This is a genomic window from Hafnia sp., assembly GCF_036648275.1.
GTDB lineage: Bacteria > Pseudomonadota > Gammaproteobacteria > Enterobacterales > Enterobacteriaceae > Hafnia > Hafnia alvei.
In genome coordinates, this window is record NZ_JAVXIQ010000008.1 from 131,543 (window position 1) to 152,246 (window position 20,704).

15 protein-coding genes are annotated in these 20,704 nt (G+C 51.2%); 6 read left to right on the forward strand and 9 right to left on the reverse strand.

Annotated features, from left to right (window positions below; translation table 11 throughout):
* Positions 1 to 202 precede the first annotated feature (202 nt).
* From folK to thpR, 6 genes are all read right to left on the reverse strand, one after another.
* Positions 203 to 682, reverse strand: a complete 480-nt coding sequence (gene folK, locus RSC70_RS10060) for a 2-amino-4-hydroxy-6-hydroxymethyldihydropteridine diphosphokinase (protein ID WP_282806969.1) — start codon at positions 680 to 682, stop codon at positions 203 to 205.
* Positions 679 to 2,073, reverse strand: coding sequence for a polynucleotide adenylyltransferase PcnB (gene pcnB, locus RSC70_RS10065; protein WP_217492954.1), 1,395 nt, complete (start codon positions 2,071 to 2,073; stop codon positions 679 to 681). Before pcnB ends, folK begins: the two co-directional genes overlap by 4 nt.
* A 151-nt stretch (positions 2,074 to 2,224) precedes the next feature.
* A complete protein-coding gene (gene gluQRS, locus RSC70_RS10070) occupies positions 2,225 to 3,100 on the reverse strand; it encodes a tRNA glutamyl-Q(34) synthetase GluQRS (RefSeq protein ID WP_234618714.1) in 876 nt (291 codons plus the stop codon).
* Between the two features lie 151 nt (positions 3,101 to 3,251).
* A complete protein-coding gene (gene dksA, locus RSC70_RS10075; protein WP_025800273.1) occupies positions 3,252 to 3,707 on the reverse strand; it encodes an RNA polymerase-binding protein DksA in 456 nt (151 codons plus the stop codon).
* Positions 3,708 to 3,899: 192 nt separating this feature from the next.
* A complete protein-coding gene (gene sfsA, locus RSC70_RS10080; protein ID WP_063586507.1) occupies positions 3,900 to 4,607 on the reverse strand; it encodes a DNA/RNA nuclease SfsA in 708 nt (235 codons plus the stop codon).
* Positions 4,608 to 4,662: 55 nt separating this feature from the next.
* Positions 4,663 to 5,223 carry an RNA 2',3'-cyclic phosphodiesterase gene (thpR, locus tag RSC70_RS10085; protein WP_332542332.1) on the reverse strand — a complete coding sequence of 187 codons (561 nt, stop codon included), beginning with the start codon at positions 5,221 to 5,223 and terminating at the stop codon, positions 4,663 to 4,665.
* A 91-nt stretch (positions 5,224 to 5,314) separates the two neighbouring features.
* On the opposite strand from thpR, the gene hrpB reads away from it, so the two are divergent.
* Positions 5,315 to 7,753, forward strand: coding sequence for an ATP-dependent helicase HrpB (gene hrpB, locus RSC70_RS10090; RefSeq protein ID WP_332542333.1), 2,439 nt, complete (start codon positions 5,315 to 5,317; stop codon positions 7,751 to 7,753).
* Positions 7,754 to 7,859: 106 nt separating this feature from the next.
* Positions 7,860 to 10,424: a bifunctional glycosyl transferase/transpeptidase gene (gene mrcB / locus RSC70_RS10095; protein ID WP_332542334.1), complete on the forward strand. Its 2,565-nt coding sequence runs from the start codon at positions 7,860 to 7,862 to the stop codon at positions 10,422 to 10,424.
* Between the two features lie 181 nt (positions 10,425 to 10,605).
* Here mrcB and ompC read toward each other — a convergent pair whose 3' ends face one another.
* Entirely contained in the window at positions 10,606 to 11,754 is a 1,149-nt protein-coding gene (gene ompC, locus RSC70_RS10100) for a porin OmpC (protein ID WP_332542335.1), read from the reverse strand.
* A gap of 765 nt (positions 11,755 to 12,519) precedes the next feature.
* Here ompC and fhuA point away from each other — a divergent pair.
* The 4 genes from fhuA to fhuB all read left to right on the forward strand — a co-directional run bounded on the left by fhuA (position 12,520) and on the right by fhuB (position 18,490).
* Positions 12,520 to 14,685: a ferrichrome porin FhuA gene (fhuA, locus tag RSC70_RS10105; protein ID WP_442904281.1), complete on the forward strand. Its 2,166-nt coding sequence runs from the start codon at positions 12,520 to 12,522 to the stop codon at positions 14,683 to 14,685.
* Between the two features lie 69 nt (positions 14,686 to 14,754).
* Positions 14,755 to 15,561 carry a Fe3+-hydroxamate ABC transporter ATP-binding protein FhuC gene (fhuC, locus tag RSC70_RS10110; RefSeq protein WP_046458929.1) on the forward strand — a complete coding sequence of 269 codons (807 nt, stop codon included), beginning with the start codon at positions 14,755 to 14,757 and terminating at the stop codon, positions 15,559 to 15,561.
* A gap of 11 nt (positions 15,562 to 15,572) precedes the next feature.
* Entirely contained in the window at positions 15,573 to 16,490 is a 918-nt protein-coding gene (gene fhuD, locus RSC70_RS10115; protein WP_332542337.1) for a Fe(3+)-hydroxamate ABC transporter substrate-binding protein FhuD, read from the forward strand.
* The gene (gene fhuB, locus RSC70_RS10120; protein ID WP_040045335.1) at positions 16,487 to 18,490 is read left to right on the forward strand and encodes a Fe(3+)-hydroxamate ABC transporter permease FhuB; all 2,004 of its coding nucleotides are present in this window, start codon (positions 16,487 to 16,489) and stop codon (positions 18,488 to 18,490) included. Before fhuD ends, fhuB begins: the two co-directional genes overlap by 4 nt.
* Positions 18,491 to 18,542: 52 nt before the next feature.
* Here the strand turns inward: fhuB and RSC70_RS10125 are convergent, their stop codons facing one another.
* A complete protein-coding gene (locus RSC70_RS10125; RefSeq protein ID WP_282813821.1) occupies positions 18,543 to 19,325 on the reverse strand; it encodes a DUF2076 domain-containing protein in 783 nt (260 codons plus the stop codon).
* 272 nt (positions 19,326 to 19,597) lie between these two features.
* Positions 19,598 to 20,638 (reverse strand): aminopeptidase, encoded by a 1,041-nt coding sequence (locus RSC70_RS10130; RefSeq protein WP_130987268.1) that lies wholly within the window; start codon positions 20,636 to 20,638, stop codon positions 19,598 to 19,600.
* Positions 20,639 to 20,704: the final 66 nt, after the last annotated feature.

The following is a 20,704-nucleotide window of genomic DNA, read 5'->3' on the forward strand; positions in this document are numbered from 1 at the left end:
ATTCAGACTGAAACAAAAGCGCATTCTAAGAGATGTTATGCCCTAGGGATAGCGCTTTATTGGCCTACCGCACAGGAAAGGTATTAGGGGTAAAACCTCAGTAACTCATGGAAATAAAAAGGGAATTGGGTAAAACAGAAAGGAAAGGATATATATCGTAGAATAATTATTTATAGTTATTTCATTGGTATAACTGCAGCAGTTACCACCGTGTGAGCGGTTCAGCGCCGAGCTGTGTCATGGCAGATTGCAGGCTTTCGCCGGTAGGAAAATACAATTCGGGGGCAATTTCTGCTAGCGGATATAGCATGAATTGGCGGTTTTTCATGTCGTAATGCGGTACGGTTAAGCGTTCGGTGTTTATTATTTCATCGCCGAACAGCAAAATATCGAGATCCAACGTGCGTGGACCCCAGCGTTCATCTTTACGCACGCGACCGTGTTCCAGCTCGATTTTTTGCGTATGGTCGAGCAGATTTTCAGCGGATAAATCTGTGTCTAATGCCACCACCGCATTCAGGTAATCAGGCTGATCCTGAGGCCCGAGCGGCGGTGTGCGATATAGCGATGAGGTTGCAATCAGCTTCGTCTGCGGCAGTTCGGCCAGCGCGTTAAGCGCCGACTGAACCTGATGCAGAGGATTAGCCAAATTGCTGCCTAAGGCTATATAGACGCGTGTCATTCGCTGCTGCCTTCACGGCGCGGTGCGCGACGACGTGGGCGACGCGGACGGCGACGAACACCATCATCTCCCAGCTCATTCGCCATGCTCTTCTGACGTGTTAGAGGCGCTTTCTGGAACTCATCCCACCACTGCGTCAAACGTTGCAGCTCATGGTTATTCTCTGCCTGTGCGCGCAGCGCCAGCAGGTCAAAGGCCGCGCGGAACTTCGGTTGTTCCATCAGTTTATGCGCGCGTTTGCCCTGACGGCGAGATAAGCGCAGCTGCAATGACCAAATATCACGCACTAATGCGGTAATACGTTTTGGAATAGCCAGCGTGCGGCATTGCTCATCCAGAATATCGTTCATCGCTAATGCAAACGCGTCGTAATAGGTCAGACCGCTCTCGTCATTGATTTTCTGCGCTAGCTCAATCAGCGGATACCACAGCATGGCCGCAAAGAGGAATGCTGGATTCACACGCATATCGTTTTGCAAACGATGATCGGTGTTTTTCAGCACCTGATTGATGATGCGTTCCATCGGGCTATCGCCGTTTGGCGTGAAATGGCGCGCAATCACTGGGAATAACGGTTGGAACAACTGGTATTCGCACAGCAGCGTGTAAGTTGCAAAACCATAGCCAGATTGCAGTAGTTTCAGCGACTCTTCAAACAGACGAGCCGATGGGATCTCATGCAGCAACGAAGCTAAACGTGGGATCGGTTCGCCGGTTTGTGGACAGATGCTCATGTCCAGTTTGGCAGCAAAGCGCACCGCACGCAGCATGCGAACAGGATCTTCGCGGTAGCGAGTTTCAGGATCGCCAATCAGGCGAATACGGCCTTCCTGCAAATCACGCAGGCCGCCGGTGTAATCACGCACCGTGAAATCTGAAATACTGTAATACAGGCTGTTGATGGTGAAATCGCGACGCTGGGCATCTTCTTCGATGTTGCCATAGACGTTGTCGCGCAGCAGCATGCCGTTCTGGGCCTGCTGGGAGATATTTTTGCCATCACCGGCGTGTTCATGGTGGCCACGGAAGGTGGCAACTTCGATAATTTCAGGGCCGAACATCACATGGGCCAAGCGGAAGCGGCGGCCAACGAGACGGCAATTGCGGAACAGTTTACGCACTTGTTCCGGCGTCGCGCTGGTGGTGATGTCAAAATCTTTAGGCTGTTTACCGAGCAGCAGATCGCGCACGCCACCACCAACCAGATACGCTTCGTATCCTGATTTGTTCAGGCGATAGAGAACCTTGAGGGCGTTCTCACTGATTTGTTGGCGCGAAATGTTATGTTGATCGCGCGGGATCACCGTCATTGAACGTGACTCCTCCGCTTGTGCGCTCTCCGCCTCTCGGCTTAAAACCTTACGGCAAAAGTTGGCGACTCGGGTAAAAATGGTGCACCTCGATAGTGTCTTGTTAGTCGTATGCTCTGAATCATTCAAGCCCTAGCTAATGCCAGCAACTTGAGGTCTGATGAGTATATGCAGAAAAAATAGCGGGTCATCATAGCCTAAGCAGGGCATTTTGAGAATGCCGCTGATAAATTCACGGCATTAATCGTGAGTTTTTGGGTATTTGCTGCACGTCCCAATGGGCTACTGCATATTCTAGCAGCGCTTCGGTGGTTAAATCTTCCCAACCGTTTGGTACCGGCTGCCCCAAAAAGCCGAGTGCAGAAATGAGCACAGGGCGAGGATCGCTCATCGGAATAGGTTCAGCGTGATTCTGCTTCGACAGCTTGTTTCCATCGTGGTTCAGCGCCAAAGGCAGGTGCAGATAGCGTGGTGCTTGCCAACCCAACTGCTGATACAGCGCCATCTGACGCACCGTTGGTTCAATAAGATCGGCGCCGCGCACAATTTCAGTAATACCCTGAAAATGATCGTCCACCACCACGGCCAGATTGTAGGCAAACAGGCCATCGCGTCGGTGAATAATAAAATCCTCCTCTGCCATGGCGCGGTCGGCGGCTAGCCAGCCATGGAGCGCGTCTTCAAATCCATACACCGGTTCGGTTTGCTGTAAGCGCAGCGCGGCGTGCTCAGGCCCCAAATGCAGAGCGCGGCAGTGACCATCGTAAAATCCGCCGAGGGAATGAATGCGGCTGCGGGTGCAGGTACAGAAATAGGCTTTGTGCTCATGGCGCAGGGAGTCGAGTGCGGCGCGGTAGGCATCGTGGCGGTGCGATTGATACAGCACGCTGCCATCCCAGTGCAGTTGATAGTGCTCAAGCGTCCGCAAAATACGGCTGGCGGCACCGGGAACTTCGCGAGGCGGATCGATATCTTCGATGCGGACGAGCCAACGGCCTTGCTGTGAGCGAGCCTGTAAATAACTACCGAGAGCGGCGATAAGCGAACCAAAGTGTAAATCACCGGATGGAGAAGGGGCAAAGCGGCCAATATAATGATGTGATGGCATGGGTTTGATGAATTTCGTTACGTCGGCGTCATGCCGCAGTACGGGAAGAATTCACCACGGTGTTGGCTTCCTGCATTAACGCCGTGGTGAGGCTGGGTTAGTGAAACTATCAACGCCCATTTAGGGCGTTGGAGGATCTTAATATCCCAGATTAACCGGCCATCTGCTTTTCGCGGATTTCAGCCAGAGTTTTACAGTCGATGCAGAGATCGGCCGTTGGGCGCGCTTCTAAGCGACGAATACCGATCTCAACACCGCAAGACTCACAGAAGCCGAAATCGTCGTCTTCGACTTTCTTCAGAGTTTTTTCGATCTTTTTAATCAGTTTGCGCTCACGATCGCGGTTGCGCAGTTCTAAGCTGAATTCTTCTTCCTGTGCCGCACGGTCTACCGGGTCCGGGAAGTTCGACGCCTCGTCCTGCATATGGGACACAGTGCGGTCAACTTCGTCACGGAGCTGGTTACGCCACGCTTCAAGAATCAGTTTGAAATGACCCAGCTGGGCTTCATTCATGTACTCTTCGCCTGGCTTCTCTTGGTACGGCTCCACCCCAGCGATGGCGAGAATGCTTAAGGACGACGGTTTACGGTTTTGCCCTTCTTGCATGTTGCTTCTCCTACATAACACGCATTAGCGATCCCCAAATGGGGGAAAAATCAGGCCGCTATAAATAGCAGATGCCGTTAACGTTGGCAATTATTCCTGCATAATGCTTGACAATGGTGTGAAGGACGGCGTATTTGGCGAGCTGCTCTGCGTTTTTTGTCGTTTTTTTCAACAGAAGACGAAATAGCGGGCTCAGGACAACCCAAACGGCAGCGGGATGTTTAGCTCCATTCCTTCCGCGTTAATCTGCGCACCATAGCATATAACTTCTACGCCAAGCGCACAGGCTTGCGCCAGTAATTCCGCGTATTGCGGGTCAATATGTTGTGCTGGCGCAACCTTCGTAATACCGGTATGCAGTACGGCAAAAAACAGTACTGCGCGTTGTCCGCTTTGTACCTGCAGCGCCAGCTCCCGAAGGTGCTTTTGCCCGCGTAGCGTAACAGCATCGGGAAAGTAACCACAATCCTGTTCTAGCAGGGTCACAGACTTCACCTCAATATAGCAGTCAGGTCGATTTTCTGCCTGTAATAACAAGTCGATACGGCTTTTTTCTTCACCGTAGCGCACCTCGGTGCGTAGTTTTGTGTAACCAGATAATTCGTTGATGCGTCCAGCCTCGATGGCTTCTTGCACTAACGTATTGGCACGCATGGTATTTACACAAATCCAGTGATCTTGCTGAGTCTGAGTGAGCTCCCAAGAATGTGCATATTTTCTTTTGGGGTTGTCTGACGTGGAATACCAAACCGTATCACCTGGCGTCGCACAGCCCGTCATTGCACCGGTATTGGCGCAGTGCATCGTCATTTCAGTGCCGTCATTAAGGCGAACGTCGGCTAAAAAACGTTTGTAGCGTTGAAGTAGGCGCGCTGATTGTAGCGAGGGTGAAAAAATCATAAGTCTCTCTCTGTTATTTTTCTTTCTATATATATGTCGAGATTATTCTGAAAATTCAGAGTTCCGCGTTTTCTGCAGGTTTTTTAGGCGCAATGAGCGGCCAAGCGGCAATTTGCTCATAGCGGGTTCGGCCACGACGAAATTCCGACGAGTAGAGCGCGAAATTTTCAAAATCAATCGGCCAATGAAACCCTGAGGGCGGTAGCGATACGGCTTTTGTCGCCCCGCGCAGCAGCGTGACATGGGGGTGAAACGGGAGAGGGCTTTGATAACACCCGCTACGTGCCGCCTGCGATCGTAAAAGTTCGGCCAATTGCAGCAGCCCCCGTGGTGCGCGGCGCGTGCCCAGCCAGACAACACCCGCGCCCGGCCAATGGCCTGCGTCGTCGAGATCGAGGCTAAAAGCCGGTTGTTTAATCCGCGCAGCCATATTTTGCAGGGCCTGAGATTTCTGTTCGCTGATGTCACCTAAAAATGCCAAGGTGATGTGCAGATTGGCGGCGGCAATAGGGCCTCCCGCTTCGGCAGAAAACTGATCTGCACGCCATTTCACCAACGCACGTTGGGTTTTGGGCGGTATCGGTAAGGCAAAAAATAGGCGGCGGGTATCAGACATGCTTTCTGGTTTCTCTTAGTTTCACCGCTGAATGCTACAATGCCGTCTAGTCGATGTTAAAGCATTTAATCCTAATTAGTTTGGAGCCTTCGTGTCTTTACTTCCTGTTGCTGCGGTTCTTGAATCATTACTGGCCGCGCTGCAATCTTCAGCTCAGGTGCTACTGAATGCACCAACCGGTGCAGGTAAGTCTACTTGGCTACCGTTGCAATTGCTTAAGGCTGATTGGCTGAACGGTAAAATCATCATGCTTGAGCCTCGCCGGTTGGCGGCGCGCAGCGTGGCCCATCGCTTAGCGCAACAGCTGGGTGAAAGTGTGGGGCAAACCGTAGGCTATCGCATGCGAGCCGAAACCAAAGTTAGCGCGCAAACGCGGCTGGAAGTGGTTACCGAAGGTATTTTGACCCGTATGCTTCAGCAGGATCCCGAGCTATCAGGCGTATCGCTGGTCATCCTCGATGAGTTCCATGAGCGCAGCTTGCAGGCTGATTTAGCCTTGGCGCTGTTGTTGGATGTGCAGGAAGGATTGCGTGACGATCTGCGGTTGCTGATTATGTCTGCCACGCTGGACGACGCGCGTTTGACTCATTTACTGCCCGATGCACCGGTGATCCGTTCCGAAGGGCGGAGCTTCCCCGTGGTGCGCAGTTACATGCCGGTGTCAGCGCATGAACGGCTGGATCAAAGCGCCTCTCATGCCGCATTGAATTTGTTACGCCAAGAATCAGGCTCGTTGCTGCTGTTTTTACCCGGCGTGGGAGAAATTAAGCGCACCGCCGAACTGCTTGAACAGCGCGTTGATGCCAATACCGATATTTGCCCGCTTTATGGGGCGTTGCCGCTGGCTGAGCAACAGAAGGCAATTGACCCGTCACCGGCTGGGCGGCGCAAAGTCGTACTGGCTACCAATATTGCGGAAACGAGTTTAACCATCGACGGCATTCGTTTAGTCATCGACAGCACGCTTGAGCGTGTTAGCCAATTCGATGTGCGCAGCGGGCTCACGAAGCTGGTTACACAGAGAACCAGTCAGGCATCCATGACGCAGCGTGCTGGGCGCGCAGGGCGCTTAGAACCGGGGATTTGCTGGCATTTAATGGCGGCAGAACAGGCTGAACGCACGGCAGAATACAGCGAAGCCGAAATTCTCCATAGCGACTTGAGCAGCCTGTGGCTGAATCTTTTGCAGTGGGGATGCCACGATACCACTCAGTTAAAATGGCTGGATATGCCGCCACCTGCTGCGATTTCTGCGGCGCAGCGGCTGTTATTTCAGCTAGGAGCCATTAATGAGCAGGGTGGCTTAACCCAAACAGGCCGCGCTATGAGCGATGCCGGGAGCGATCCGCGTTTGGCGGCCATGCTCTGTGCCGCGCAAAGCGTCGGTGAGGATGCGCTTGCTACGGCGGCGCTGCTGGCCGCCATCATTGAAGAGCCTCCGCGTAACGGCGGCGTCGATCTACGCAATGCGCTTTATCATCCGCAGAGTCATTGGCAACGCCGTGCAAATCAGCTGACTAAGCGTTTGGGGAACGGTCGGGGCCGTGTAGAACCCGATGATGCTGCATTTTGGCTCGCTCATGCCTTTCCCGATCGTATTGCTAATCTACGTGGGCAAGATGGGCGTTATTTGTTGGCGAATGGTCTCGGTGCTGCAATGGAAGCCGATGACGCGCTGGCGCGTACGCCGTGGTTGATTGTGGCGAACCTTTTGCAGGGCGTGAATAACAGTGAAGCACGTATTTTGCTGGCGTTGCCTTGTGATATTGATCTTTTAGCTGCACGCTTGCCGCACCTGATTAGCGAGCAAACCAGCGTGGAGTGGGATGACGCGAAAGGTACGCTACGCGCATGGAAACGCCAGCAGCTAGGGCGCTTAGTGATTAAGGCACAGCCGCTGGCTAAACCATCGGCTGAAGAGCTGTCGCTGGCGCTACTAAATTGGGTTCGCAATCAGGGCATTAGTGCTTTGAATTGGAGCGACTCTGCCAAGCAGCTGCGTTTACGGTTACAGTGTGCAGCGCAGTGGTTACCAGAAGTTAACTGGCCTGCGGTAGATGATGATAGTCTGCTGGATTCGTTAGAAAGCTGGCTATTGCCTGCGCTAGACGGTGTGCGCGATCTGCGCGGTTTACAGAACATCAATCTGACCGATGCGCTGTTGGGCTTAATGGATTGGTCGATGCGACAACGTCTAGATAGTGCGCTGCCGACTCATTACACTGTGCCGACAGGATCGCGTTTACCGCTACAGTATTTTAGCGATAAACCACCGGTGTTAGCCGTGCGCTTGCAAGAGGTCTTTGGTGAGCAGCACAGCCCTAAAATCGCCGAAGGGCGAGTGGCGTTAGTGTTGGAATTGCTATCGCCAGCCCATCGCCCGCTGCAAATTACCCGTGATTTGGCCGCGTTTTGGCAGGGCTCATACCGTGAAGTGCAAAAAGAGATGAAAGGGCGTTATCCAAAGCATGCATGGCCGGACGATCCGGGAAATGCGCTGCCGACGCGTCGAACAAAACGCTACCAGTAAGAAATTCCTACGGCGCAGCCATGATGCTGCGCTAATTTCGGAGGTTTCCTCTTCCCCCTTTCGGCGGTGAGGAACAGATTAGGCGCCACTGCCGGAGAGTTGAACAATGTCTAGGGATGACGATCGCGAGCCGATCGGACGTAAAGGTAAAAAAGGTGGCACTCCACCGTCCCGTAAAGCGGTACCTAATCGCCGTCGTCGCTATGACGACGAAGACGATGACTATCGCGATGATTTCCGTGATACCGCGGACGATCATGACGAATACGAAGAAGATGATGATTATGATGATGAAGACAGAGAGGACGACGTGGCGCGTAAGAAAGTGAAAAAATCGCGTAAACGCAAGCTGTTAGGTTTGCTGATCAAGCTAGCGCTGATCGTCTTTGTGCTGCTGGCGATTTACGGTTTCTATTTGGATCAGCAGATCCGTGGTCGTATTGACGGTAAGGTTTGGCAGCTGCCAGCGACGGTCTATGGCCGGATGGTCGATCTAGAACCTGGGATGTCCTACAGCAAAAAAGAGATGGTGAATTTGCTGGAAGGTATGCAATACCGTCAGGTGAGCCGTATTACGCGCCCGGGTGAATTCTCGGTGAGCGGCAATAATATTGATTTGCTGCGCCGCCCGTTTGATTTCCCAGATGGAAAAGAAGGGCAGATTCACGCACGCTTGGTGTTCAGTAACGATCGTTTAAGCCAGATCCAAAATATGGATAACCAGCGCCAGTTTGGTTTCTTCCGCTTGGATCCGCGCTTAATCACCATGTTGCAGTCCCCCAACGGTGAGCAACGCTTATTTGTACCGCGCAACGGATTCCCCGATCTGTTAGTGGATACGCTGATCGCGACCGAAGACCGTCATTTTTATCAGCACGATGGCATCAGTTTCTATTCGATTGGCCGCGCCGTGGTGGCGAACCTAACAGCCGGACGCGCAGTGCAGGGCGGCAGTACGCTGACGCAGCAGCTGGTTAAAAACCTGTTCTTATCCAACGAACGTTCGCTGTGGCGTAAGATCAACGAGGCGTATATGGCGCTGATCGTCGATTATCGCTATAGCAAAGATCGTATCTTGGAATTGTATCTTAACGAAGTGTATCTGGGACAGAGTGGAAGCGATCAGATCCGTGGCTTCCCGTTAGCGAGCCTCTATTACTTCGGACGTCCCGTTGATGAACTTAGCCTCGATCAGCAAGCATTGCTGGTGGGCATGGTTAAAGGCGCTTCGCTGTATAACCCGTGGCGAAACCCGAAACTGGCGTTAGAGCGTCGTAATCTGGTGCTGAAATTGCTGGAAAACCAGCAGATCATCGACCAAGAGCTTTACGATATGCTGAGTGCTCGTCCGCTCGGCGTGCAGCCAAAAGGCGGCGTTATCTCGCCACAGCCTGCGTTTATGCAAATGGTTCGCCAAGAGCTACAGCAAAAACTGGGCAACAAGATTAACGATTTGTCTGGGGTAAAAATCTTCACCACGCTCGATCCGGTGTCGCAAGACGCGGCGGAAAAAGCGGTGGAAGATGGCGTTCCTGCGCTGAAAGCGGCGCGTCATGTAAGCGATCTTGAAGCTGCCATGGTGATTGTAGACCGTTTCAGCGGCGAAGTTCGAGCCATGGTTGGCGGTGCTCAGCCTCAGTTTGCCGGCTTTAACCGTGCGATGGATGCCCGCCGTTCAGTGGGTTCTTTGGCAAAACCACCGACTTATCTCACCGCTCTGAGCGAGCCAGACAAATATCGCCTGAACACGTGGTTAGCGGATCAGCCGCTTTCGCTGAAGCAGCCAAATGGCAGCATCTGGCAGCCGAAAAACTATGATCGTCAGTATCGTGGTCAGGTGATGCTGGTGGACGCGTTGGCGAACTCGCTGAACGTACCAACGGTGAATCTGGGAATGGCCGTAGGATTAGATCAAATCAGCGCGACATTGCAGCGTTTAGGTATTCCTAAAGATGTGATTAATCCGGTTCCAGCTATGCTGCTGGGGGCGATTAGCCTCACGCCGATGGAAGTTGCGCAGGAGTATCAAACGATTGCCAGCGGTGGTAATCGCGCGCCGCTGTCAGCCGTTCGTTCGGTGATTGCAGAAGATGGAACCGTGCTGTATCAAAGCTTACCGCAGGCACAAAGCGTGGTACCACCGCAGGCGGCCTATCTGACGCTGTATGGTATGCAGCAGGTTGTTGCACGTGGGACATCGCGTTCTCTGACGGCTAAATTTGGCAATTATCATTTGGCTGCAAAAACGGGTACCACTAACGATCTGCGTGATAGCTGGTTTGCCGGTGTTGATGGCAAAGAAGTGACGATTGCGTGGGTTGGGCGTGATAACAATGGCCCGGCTAAGTTAACCGGTGCAAACGGTGCGCTGACGCTTTATCGTCGCTATCTGGAAAACCAGACTCCGCTGCCGCTGAACTTGGTGCCGCCGGAAGGGATTACCACGATGAATATTGATGAGTCAGGCAACTTTGTGTGCAACGGTGGCGGTTCACGTAGCATTCCGGTATGGACAGAAAATCCAGAAGGTCTATGTGCCGCATCTGCAGCGCAGCAACCAGCAGCACAGACTCAGCAGCCGCAAACTGAAGGTCAGCAGCCAGCGCAACAGCAACAACAAAGTAGTGATGGTGTAGCCGGTTGGATTAAGGATATGTTTGGCAGTAACTAATAATATTCTTGCGTGAACGAAAAGGCCTCTTGTTAAGAGGCCTTTTTTATTAGATGAATAATGAATAATAAGCAAGGTGTCAAATAGGGTATTAAACCCGCTTGGCGATCATTTAATATACAAATAAAAACGGGCAGCCTAAGCCACCCGCGATATTCATTTAAACAATAATTAAGCTAAATTAGAACTGGTAAACCAAACCAACGCCAACAACGTTGTCGGTGTTGATGTTTGCAGTACGGGTGAATTCGTTGTCATTTATCAAGTTGATTTTATAGTCAACGTAGGTAGACATATTTTTATTGAAGTAGTAGTAAGTACCGACATCAATGTAATTCACTAAATCTTGGCTGTCGTACTTATGATTAGTCGTGTTATATCCCAGATCTTTACCCTTGGAGTAAACATAGGCTAAAGATGGGCGCAGACCGAAATCAAACTGATACTGTGCTGTGACTTCAACGTTTTGCGTTTTGTTGGCAATCTGCCCATCATTTCCGCCGAACGGTGTCATATTTTCAGTTTGTGAATACATTGCAGCTAAATAAACATTATTGGCATCGTATTTAGCGCCCAGAGTCCAAGCATCGGCGTTAGACCCGCCGGCAGTAGAGCGGAACTCCTGATCGTCGGTACGATCTGAGGTACTGAATGCACCACCAACGGTGATACCCATGCCTGTGTCATAAGTTGTTGAGAAACCGAAGCCATCACCGTTTTGTGCGTTGGTACTACGGCCATTATTTGTTTCTTGATTGCGATCGTGGTGATCCCAATCAGACTCACCACCACCACGGCCATTCTCGCCCTGATATTGCAGCGCAAAGCTCAGGCCATCAACCAAACCAAAGAAGTTGTTGTTACGGTAGGTGGCTAAGCCATTTGAGCGTCCAACCATGTAGTTATCGGTGTATGTGTAGCTATCACCACCGAACACTGGCAGCATATCGGTCCATGCTTCTACGTCGTACACCACGCCGTAGTTACGACCGTAGTCAAATGAGCCGTAATCACCGAATTTCAGGCCAGCAAAGCCCAGACGGGTTGCGTTGCCTTTGGTGCCAGTACCTTCAGTATTGTTAGCCTGAACGTTATATTCCCACTGGCCATAACCTATCAGCTGATCGGTAATCTGGGTTTCGCCCTTAAAGCCGACACGGATGTAGGTGTTATCGCCGTCTTGGCCTTTATCGTCAGAGAACACGTGACGAGCATCGACCTTGCCATATAAATCTAATTTATTACCGTCTTTATTATAAACCTCAGCCGCATTTACCATACCAGCTACTAATAAAGAAGGAATCACCACTGCTAGAATTTTACGCTTCATTATCATTTCCTTGAATTGACGCTTTTGTATTATTCTTATTCCCTATGATTAATAAGGATTCCTTTTAAGACATCAGCAGGATAATGCGCTTGGTTATTAAAAGACAATATGGTTCATAAAATAAATAATTAATTTTGTGACGAGGAATATAAATATAATAAATTACAATATTGGTGGGTTATGATTTGCCGGTATTTATATTTTTTAATGAGTAAGTAAGGAGTGATTTATTTAATTTAATATTAAATTTCATTTATCTAATTAATATTTAATTAAGTATTTTGTGTGGTTTAACTAAGAGGTGACGGTAACGCTTAGAAGCAGATGTGGCCTGACTTTTTGAGGTGAAAAATAGCGTGGTGATGAGTCAGTCTAATAAATAAAATATAGCCTCGGCAGGACTTCTTTAAATCTACTATTTGCATGGTTTTAGTGAAACCATTTATGCAAACCAAATATAACAATCGCATAACCATGAAATACGTCTCATTCATATTTACATCATGATTCGATACCCTTCTTAAGATAGTTAAAACCTATTGATTTAAGCCTTATCAAAATAAAGGCTATTTTTTGTTCCCTTGGTTCTTATAAGGATTAATTTCTCTTGAACTTTACATTTAGTTACGCATAAAATGCGATCTTTATAATAATCATTCTCGTTTGCTTTATTATTTGTCTTTCGCCAGAGAAACCAACATGACTTTACCATCGTTCAAATATTCACGAACCAAGGTTGCAGTTTCTATTGCTGCCAGCTTGGGGATGTGGGCCTCTTTCGCCAATGCTGCTGATACAACTCAAAAAAATCAAAATGACGATACGCTGGTTGTCACCGCCGGCGGTGGTGTTCAGCAGGAAAGCGCATGGGGTCCAGCGCCAACAATTGCCGCTAAGCGCAGCGCAACGGCAACGAAAACCGATACACCAATTGAGAAGACACCACAGTCTGTCTCGGTTGTGACCTATGAAGAAATGCAAATCCGCCAGCCGAAATCGGTCAAAGAGGCTCTGGGCTATACGCCAGGCGTAACGGTTAATAGCCGCGGTGCCTCCAGCACCTATGACTTTGCCATCATTCGTGGTTTCTCTTCGGTCGGTTTGAACCAAAATAACTATCTGAACGGTTTGAAACTGCAGGGCGACTTCTATAACGATGCCGTCATTGATCCTTATATGCTTGAGCGTGTCGAACTCATGCGTGGGCCAACGTCAGTGCTTTATGGAAAAAGCAATCCTGGCGGGATCATCTCTATGGTCAGCAAGCGTCCGACGACAGAACCGTTGAAAGAAGTGCAGTTTAAAATGGGGACAGATAACCTGTTCCAAACGGGTTTTGATTTCAGCGATGCGTTGGATGATAACGGAGAGTTCTCATACCGTTTAACTGGCATGGCACGTTCTAATAACGAACAGCAGGACGGTGCGAAGCAGAAACGTTATGCAATTGCCCCAACGTTCTCTTGGCGTCCGAGCGAGCAAACTAACTTCACGTTCTTGTCATATTTCCAGAACGAGCCAGAAACAGGCTACTACGGCTGGTTGCCGAAAGAAGGAACCGTAGAGCCATTGCCAAACGGTGGTCGTCTACCGACTAGTTTCAATGAAGGCGCAACCAACAACACTTATTCCCGCAACCAGAAAATGGTCGGCTATAGTTTTGACCATAGTTTCAATGACACTTTTACTGTGCGCCAGAACCTGCGTTTCTCTGAGATGAAAACGGCTCAGAAAAGTGCATACGGTACCGGGCTGTGTAATAACAGCATGAATGGTTTTAACGCGTACTGTCAGTCGCTTTCTGATGCTGATAAGGCCCATTACTTGGGACGCGGTACGGTTGTTGATCATGAGCGTTTACAGAACTTTAGCGTTGATACTCAGCTACAGAGTAAGTTTGCGACGGGCGACGTGGGTCATACCCTGTTAACCGGTGTTGATTACATGCGTATGCGTAATGACATCAGCGCACTGTTTGGCAATGCACCTTCACTGGATCTGGATAATTTACCCGATCGTACCGATGTTGATTTCGGTAGCGCGGTTCCTTATCAGATGAACGAAAGTAAGCAAACTGGACTTTATGTTCAGGATCAGGCTGAGTGGAACAAATGGGTTCTGACCTTGGGCGGTCGCTATGACTGGTCTACTCAGGCTACGACTGTTCGCAGCGATAATGGTTACATTGAGCGTAAAGATCAGCAGTTTACCTGGCGTGGTGGTGTGAACTATTTGTTCGACAACGGTATTTCACCGTATTTCAGCTACAGCCAATCTTTCGAGCCGAATGCCTTTAGCCTCTACAGCACACCACGCGTAGCCTATGCGCCGTCGAAAGGTGAGCAGTACGAAGCTGGTGTGAAATATGTGCCGAAAGATATGCCGATTGTGGTCACTGGCGCAGTTTATCAGTTAACCAAAACTGACAACTTGATGGCTGATCCAACGAATGCGTTGAATCAAATCCCAGCGGGTGAAATTCGCTCACGCGGTTTTGAATTTGAAGCAAAAGCTGCCGTTAATGCCAATATCAACATGACGGCGTCTTATACCTATACAGAGGCAGAATATACCAAAGATACCAACTTAAAGGGCAATACGCCGGTTCAGGTGCCAAAACATATGGCTTCCCTGTGGGGTGATTACACCTTTAACGAAGGTGCTTTAAGTGGTTTAACGCTGGGTACAGGCGGTCGATTCATTGGTTCAAGCTACGGCGATCCGGCGAACACCTTCAAAGTAGGCAGCGCAGCGGTGATGGATGCGGTGATCAAATATGATCTGGCGCGCTTCAACCTGCCGGGCTCTAGCATTGCGGTTAACGTGAATAACCTGCTGGACCGCGAATACGTAGCTAGCTGCTTCGATACCTATGGCTGCTTCTGGGGCGCAGAGCGTCAGGTTGTGGCAACGGCGACTTTCCGTTTCTAGTAAGATATACACTCAAGGGCGCGGTTACCGCGCCCGTTCTTTTCTGCAAAGAACATAAGACTAAAGGCTATGCCGGAATTGAGTAAAACCGCGATCTCCACCCCGTCAACGTTCACTTTGCAACAGGTCAGCTTCACTGTGCCTGGCCGCACATTGCTGCAAAACGTTTCTCTCACTTTTCCTGAAGGTCAGGTTTGTGGCCTGATTGGTCACAATGGCTCGGGGAAATCGACGCTGCTAAAAATGCTCGGTCGCCATCAGGCGGCAAGCGTTGGCCAGATTTTGCTGGGCGATAAACCGCTGGCTGAATGGGATAGCAAAGCGTTTGCCCGTGAAGTGGCCTATCTTCCTCAACAGCTGCCCGCGGCTGAGGGAATGACGGTGCGTGAGCTGGTGGCCATTGGTCGCTATCCTTGGCATGGTGCGCTAGGGCGCTTTCGTAGCGAAGATCGTGAACGAGTGGAAGAGGCCATTGCCTTGGTCGATCTTAAACCGTTGGCAGGGCGTTTGGTTGACAGCTTATCCGGCGGTGAGCGTCAGCGCGCATGGCTGGCGATGACGGTGGCACAAAATAGCCGCTGTTTATTACTCGATGAACCGACATCGGCGCTGGATATCGCTCATCAGGTTGAAGTGTTGGCCCTTATTCAACGCCTCAGCCGCGAACGTGGTTTAACCGTGATTGCGGTTCTGCATGACATCAACATGGCTGCACGCTATTGCGATTATTTGATGGCGCTGCGCGGTGGTGAACTGATTGCTCAAGGTACGCCTGCTGACATTATGCAGGGCGATGTACTGGAGAAAATCTACGGTATACCGATGGGCACGCTGCCGCACCCAAGCGGTGGTGCACCCGTGAGCTTCGTTTACTGATGCAAGATTCAATGCGTGATCCCAACTCTCCTGATTTTGGCCGTCGCCGTTTGATCACGGCGCTGGCGTTGTCGCCATTTTTACTTCCGCTTTCGGTGCAGGCCTCTGCGCTGACCAGTACGACATATCCCGATCTCAATCGTATTGTGGCGCTCGAATGGCTGCCGATTGAGCTTCTGCTGACGCTCGGCATTACGCCGCTTGCCGTGGCTGAAATCGCCAATTATCGCCTTTGGGTACAAGAGCCTGAATTGGCACCCAAGGTCATCGATCTCGGCAACCGCACAGAGCCAAATATGGAGCTGCTGCAACAGATTGATCCTTCGCTGATCCTCTATTCCGATGGATTTGGCCCCTCAGTGGCGAAAATGCAAAGCATTGCTCCTGCGATGGGCTTTTCCTTTAACGATGGCTCAGGCCTGCCGCTGAAATTGGCTAAAAAGTCATTGCAAAATCTGGCGGAAAAACTCGGTGTGCCTGAACGCGCTACCGCACACCTCGCGCTATTCCAACAGCGGTTGGCACAAAGTAAACAGCGCCTGAGGGCGTGGGACAATACGCCACTGTTGCTGTTTACGCTGTTAGACGCCGGACATGCTTTGGTATTTGGTAAAGGCAGCATGTTCCAAGAAGTGATGGATGAACTGGATTTAAAAAATGCGTGGACGGGCGCTACCAATTTTTGGGGCAGCGCGATCGTTGGCATTGAACAGCTAGCGACGGTTTCTCCGCAGGCGCAGGCCATTTTCTTCAGTCACGGCAATGATGCATTGTTTGCTCAGGTGCAGAAAACCCCGCTGTGGCAGGCACTGCCTTTTGTGCGAGGGCAAAAAGTTATCAGCCAGCCGGGTGTTTGGTTCTATGGCGCCACGCTCTCCGCGATGCGTTTCTGTGATTTGCTGGAGTCTGCGTTAGGAGTGAAACCATGAACGCTAACGTAAAAGCATCTCAGGCTAAATTCGGCCTGTGGTTGATCCCGCTGTTGCTGGCATTGCCTGCGCTGGGATTAACCCTATTCAATCTGCATCACCAGCTACCGTTTAACCAATGGTGGCAGGCTGCGACTGCGCCGGATATGGATAATATCCAGCAGGTTGTCATGCATTACAGCATTCTGCCACGTGACGTTGTTTCTTTGCTGGTGGGGGCTGGGCTTGGTCTTGCAGGGCTACTGTTCCAACAGGTATTAAAAAACCCGTTGGCGGAACCTGCCACGCTGGGGGTTTCCGCCGGTGCTCAGTTTGGGGTAACGGCTGCGGTGCTATTGGCCGTTTCGCCCGAAAGCTGGATGATGCAGCTAGCGGCTCTGCTGGGTGCCGTGCTGGTTGCACTTATCGTATTTGGCCTGTCGTGGGGTAAACGCATGTCGCCGGTTACGTTGATTTTGGCGGGGCTGGTGATGGGGCTTTACTGCGGTGCACTGAACTCCCTGATGGCGCTGTTTAATTACGAATCCCTACAGGGCATGTTTGTGTGGGCGAGCGGGGCATTGAACCAACACGATTGGCATAATGTGACTGAGCTGGCTCCGCGTTTGCTGGTAGCTTTACTGCTTTCCGCTTTGCTGATTCGCCCTTTGACGCTGTTGGGATTGGACGACGGTGTGGCTAAAAACTTGGGGCTTGGCCTAAGCAGCGCTCGTTTGGCTACCCTCGCGCTGGCGGTGTTAATTAGCGCACAGATGGTGAATGCCGTGGGCGTGATCGGTTTTATCGGCCTATTTTCGCCGCTGTTGGCGCGCATTTGTGGCGCGCGCCGATTATCTCAACGATTGTTGATGGCGCCTTTTATCGGCGCTTTGCTGCTGTGGCTTACCGATCAGGTGGTGCAATGGCTGGCCGTAGTTTGGCACGAAATTCCAACCGGCTCAGCCACCGCGCTCATTGGCGCGCCGGTACTGCTGTGGTTATTACCGAAGCTGCGCACCAACGGCAATATGCCGGATATGAACCAAGGCGACCGTGTTACGCCAGAACGTCACCATTTGTGGCGTTGGATGGTTATCGGCATGGTTCTCCTGGCGTTAGCTCTGGCCGTTGCTTTGCTGTTTGGACGCGGTAGCGAAGGCTGGTATTGGGCGCAGGGCGCTCAGATAGACGCACTGATGCCTTGGCGCTGGCCGCGTGTGGTGGCTGCTTTGGCTGCGGGAATGATGCTAGCCGTAGCAGGAACCATGATTCAAAAGCTTACCGGTAACCCGATGGCAAGCCCAGAAGTGTTGGGGATTACGTCGGGCGCCGCCCTTGGCGTTTTGGTGTTGCTGCTGTTGGTGCCGGGTAATGCGTTTGTATGGCTACTTCCGGCGGGGAGCCTCGGTGCCGCGCTGACGTTATTGCTGGTGATGATCACGTCAAGTCGTAACGGATTTTCCGCTCAGCGTATGTTGTTGGCCGGTATTGCAGTGAGTACGGTATTTAGTACGCTGGTGGTGATGGTGCTGGCAAGCGGCGATCCGCGTACCGGCATGTTGCTCACATGGCTGGCGGGCTCGACCTATGGCGTGGACAGCGCGCAGGCGTTACGTACCGTGGGCGTTGCCGTGGTGCTGATTGCGGCAACGCCGCTGTGCCGCCGTTGGCTCATGCTATTACCTTTAGGCTCGGTGACGGCGAAAGCGGTAGGCGTAGCGCTGATGCCTTCGCGTGTCGCTATTTTGTTGATTGCATCGGCGTTAACCGCTGCCGCGACGCTAATGACCGGCCCGCTCAGTTTTGTTGGCCTGATGGCGCCTCATATGGCGCGAATGCTAGGTTTTAAACGAGCGATGCCGCAGCTGATGGTTGCTGCGTTAATCGGTGGTTTTCTGATGATGTTTGCGGATTGGTGCGGACGGATGGTGATGTTCCCTTATCAAATTCCCGCCGGATTGTTAGCAACGTTTATCGGCGCACCGTACTTTATTTTCTTGCTGCGCAAGCAAGGGAAATAAGTAGATTCAATCCGCCGCGTCATGCGGCGGATATGATATCTACGCGATAGTTTTAGAAGAACGAATCATCGTCGCTGTTATTGTAGCTGTCGTCATCGCTACCAAAACCTGAATCGAAGAACCCGCTGTCTTGCCCATTCTGATTTGACGCATCATCCTGCCAATCCGCATTTTGTAGATCGGGCTGGGTGTTATCTGGTTGAATCACATCAGATTGCGTCGCATCGGGCTGCGCAATCGTATTTTCCTCAACCACGTTCACGATCTCTTCCGGCCGGCTATTGTGGAACATGCCGGTCAGCATATCCGCGATCACCACGCCGCCTGCGACACCGGCCGCCGTCTGCAATGCGCCGCTTAAAAAGCTGCTGCCGCCACGAGAGGGCGCTGGCGCATAACCACTATTCGCATTGTTGGCATACTGGTTATTGGCGTATTGATTGTTGGCGTATTGATTATTGGCATAGCTTGCCGCGCCAGGAATGGGTTGGCTTCCGCTGTTTGACACGGCGGCAGGGCGTGACTCAGTTGCATTGGTGCTGCCACCGCCGAACAGGCCCGCTAAAAAGCCGCCGCTGCTCTGTTTCGGCTGATTCTGTAGCTGAGTCACCTGTTGCTGTAGAGCATTTACCTGATCGTTTAAACGCTTAATCGCCGCTTCTTGTACCAGCATCGCCTGAGCCATGTAGTAAGGCGCCGCAGGCTGTTTGGCGATACATTCCTGAATCAAACGCTCGGCCTGAGTATCCCTCGGCCCGCTACCTGCCTCAGCCTGTTGTAGGCGAGAGAAAAGGCCAGAGATAACGCGTTGCTCAACGGATTGTTCATCAGACATAGAAACCTCAACAAATATTGATGCCAAAGCGGCACTAAAACAGATCAATCTGAACGATACCCAAAATAATTGGAGTTGCATCAAGGCGGCAAATGAGCTGAGCCTGATGAGCTTACTTCAGTAAGTGATTCGGGTAAGCGAATGCGGCCAACACCGATGCAGCTTCAAGTATGATGAGTATCAATGTAATGCCCATTCTTTAAAGATCAATATGGCTTAACGCTTTGTCACAAAGGCTGCGGTTTCTATACAGATGACATTATCGCTGGAAACTACTTAGCCACCTCTTCCACCAGAGGCAGTAAAATCCTCACGCTGTCTCGGGTACGCGATTTGATGCGCCCCGGCAGATGTTTATCTAAATATTGAAGATTGTCATATTGCGGCTGGTGCCACGTGGTGCCTTCTGGGAAATGCGTATTCTTGCTGGTTTGCTGATAGCCGTCTTTTTTGCCCAGAGACCAGTTGCTGGCTTCAACCGCGAGTACCGGAATATTGGCCGCATCGAACGGCACGTGATCCGAGCAACAACCGGTGCCTTTCGGACTGTGCTCGCCATGGCCGTTGTTAATGGCGGCGCTAATACCAAAGCGCTTAGCAAGCTTAAGGGCGCGGTTGCGGGTTTTCTCGGCGATGGCTTTCGGCGTGTTAACACCGCTGTGGAAATAGAGTTTATCGCCGGTAATCAAAGAATCGAGATTGATAACTAACAGCGTATTGTCTTTGTCGGCTTTGCTCATTCTGCTGAGATAGTTTTCAGCCCCTTTGCTGCCTAACTCTTCGGCGCTGAGCGCAAGGAAGCGAATGGTCGCCTTGGTTTTTACGCTGCGCAGACGCTCGGCAAGCTCCAGCATCACGCCAACGCCAGACGCGTTGTCATCTACGCCCTGCAACGTTAATCCACCAAGATTATGGTTCACATCGCTGTCGCTCATTGGGGTATAGGTATCAAGGTGGGCGACAATTAAGATTTGTTTGTCGGTGCTGCCGGGTTTCACCGCAATCACTGACGTGGCGTTCACGTTATGCCAATCTTTTTTACCTTCGCTTGAGGTATACACATAGCGAGTTTTGAAATCTCTTAAGTCGCTCTGATAGCCCATGCTTTGGAAACGCTGATTAACATAATCTGCCATCATCAGCTCGGCGGGGCTACCTGCCATGCGGCCGGGGAAGTAGGTCGAGATATGTCGTACTTCTTGTTCGGCAATTTTACCTACGGGCTGATGGGTAATACCTGCGGCTGAAACCGCGAAACTACTGCTGAGACATAGCGCTGCGCAAACCAGTTTAAGTGAACGGCAGGAAAACATGGGTAAAGCGTCCTTAGCGCTGCTGAAAACCAAAAACGTGTTCAACAGCGTGATAATTGGGATGAT

Bases quoted from the DNA above. Each gene is read 5' to 3' on its own strand.
- fhuC (WP_046458929.1), top strand. From the start codon at position 14,755: ATGCCGGAATTGAGTAAAACCGCGATCTCCACCCCGTCAACGTTCACT.
- RSC70_RS10130 (WP_130987268.1), bottom strand. From the start codon at position 20,638: ATGTTTTCCTGCCGTTCACTTAAACTGGTTTGCGCAGCGCTATGTCTC.
- ompC (WP_332542335.1), bottom strand. From the start codon at position 11,754: ATGAAGCGTAAAATTCTAGCAGTGGTGATTCCTTCTTTATTAGTAGCT.
- fhuA (WP_442904281.1), top strand. From the start codon at position 12,520: ATGTGGGCCTCTTTCGCCAATGCTGCTGATACAACTCAAAAAAATCAA.
- dksA (WP_025800273.1), bottom strand. From the start codon at position 3,707: ATGCAAGAAGGGCAAAACCGTAAACCGTCGTCCTTAAGCATTCTCGCC.
- gluQRS (WP_234618714.1), bottom strand. From the start codon at position 3,100: ATGCCATCACATCATTATATTGGCCGCTTTGCCCCTTCTCCATCCGGT.
- sfsA (WP_063586507.1), bottom strand. From the start codon at position 4,607: ATGATTTTTTCACCCTCGCTACAATCAGCGCGCCTACTTCAACGCTAC.
- fhuD (WP_332542337.1), top strand. From the start codon at position 15,573: ATGCGTGATCCCAACTCTCCTGATTTTGGCCGTCGCCGTTTGATCACG.
- fhuB (WP_040045335.1), top strand. From the start codon at position 16,487: ATGAACGCTAACGTAAAAGCATCTCAGGCTAAATTCGGCCTGTGGTTG.
- mrcB (WP_332542334.1), top strand. From the start codon at position 7,860: ATGTCTAGGGATGACGATCGCGAGCCGATCGGACGTAAAGGTAAAAAA.
- RSC70_RS10125 (WP_282813821.1), bottom strand. From the start codon at position 19,325: ATGTCTGATGAACAATCCGTTGAGCAACGCGTTATCTCTGGCCTTTTC.
- thpR (WP_332542332.1), bottom strand. From the start codon at position 5,223: ATGTCTGATACCCGCCGCCTATTTTTTGCCTTACCGATACCGCCCAAA.
- folK (WP_282806969.1), bottom strand. From the start codon at position 682: ATGACACGCGTCTATATAGCCTTAGGCAGCAATTTGGCTAATCCTCTG.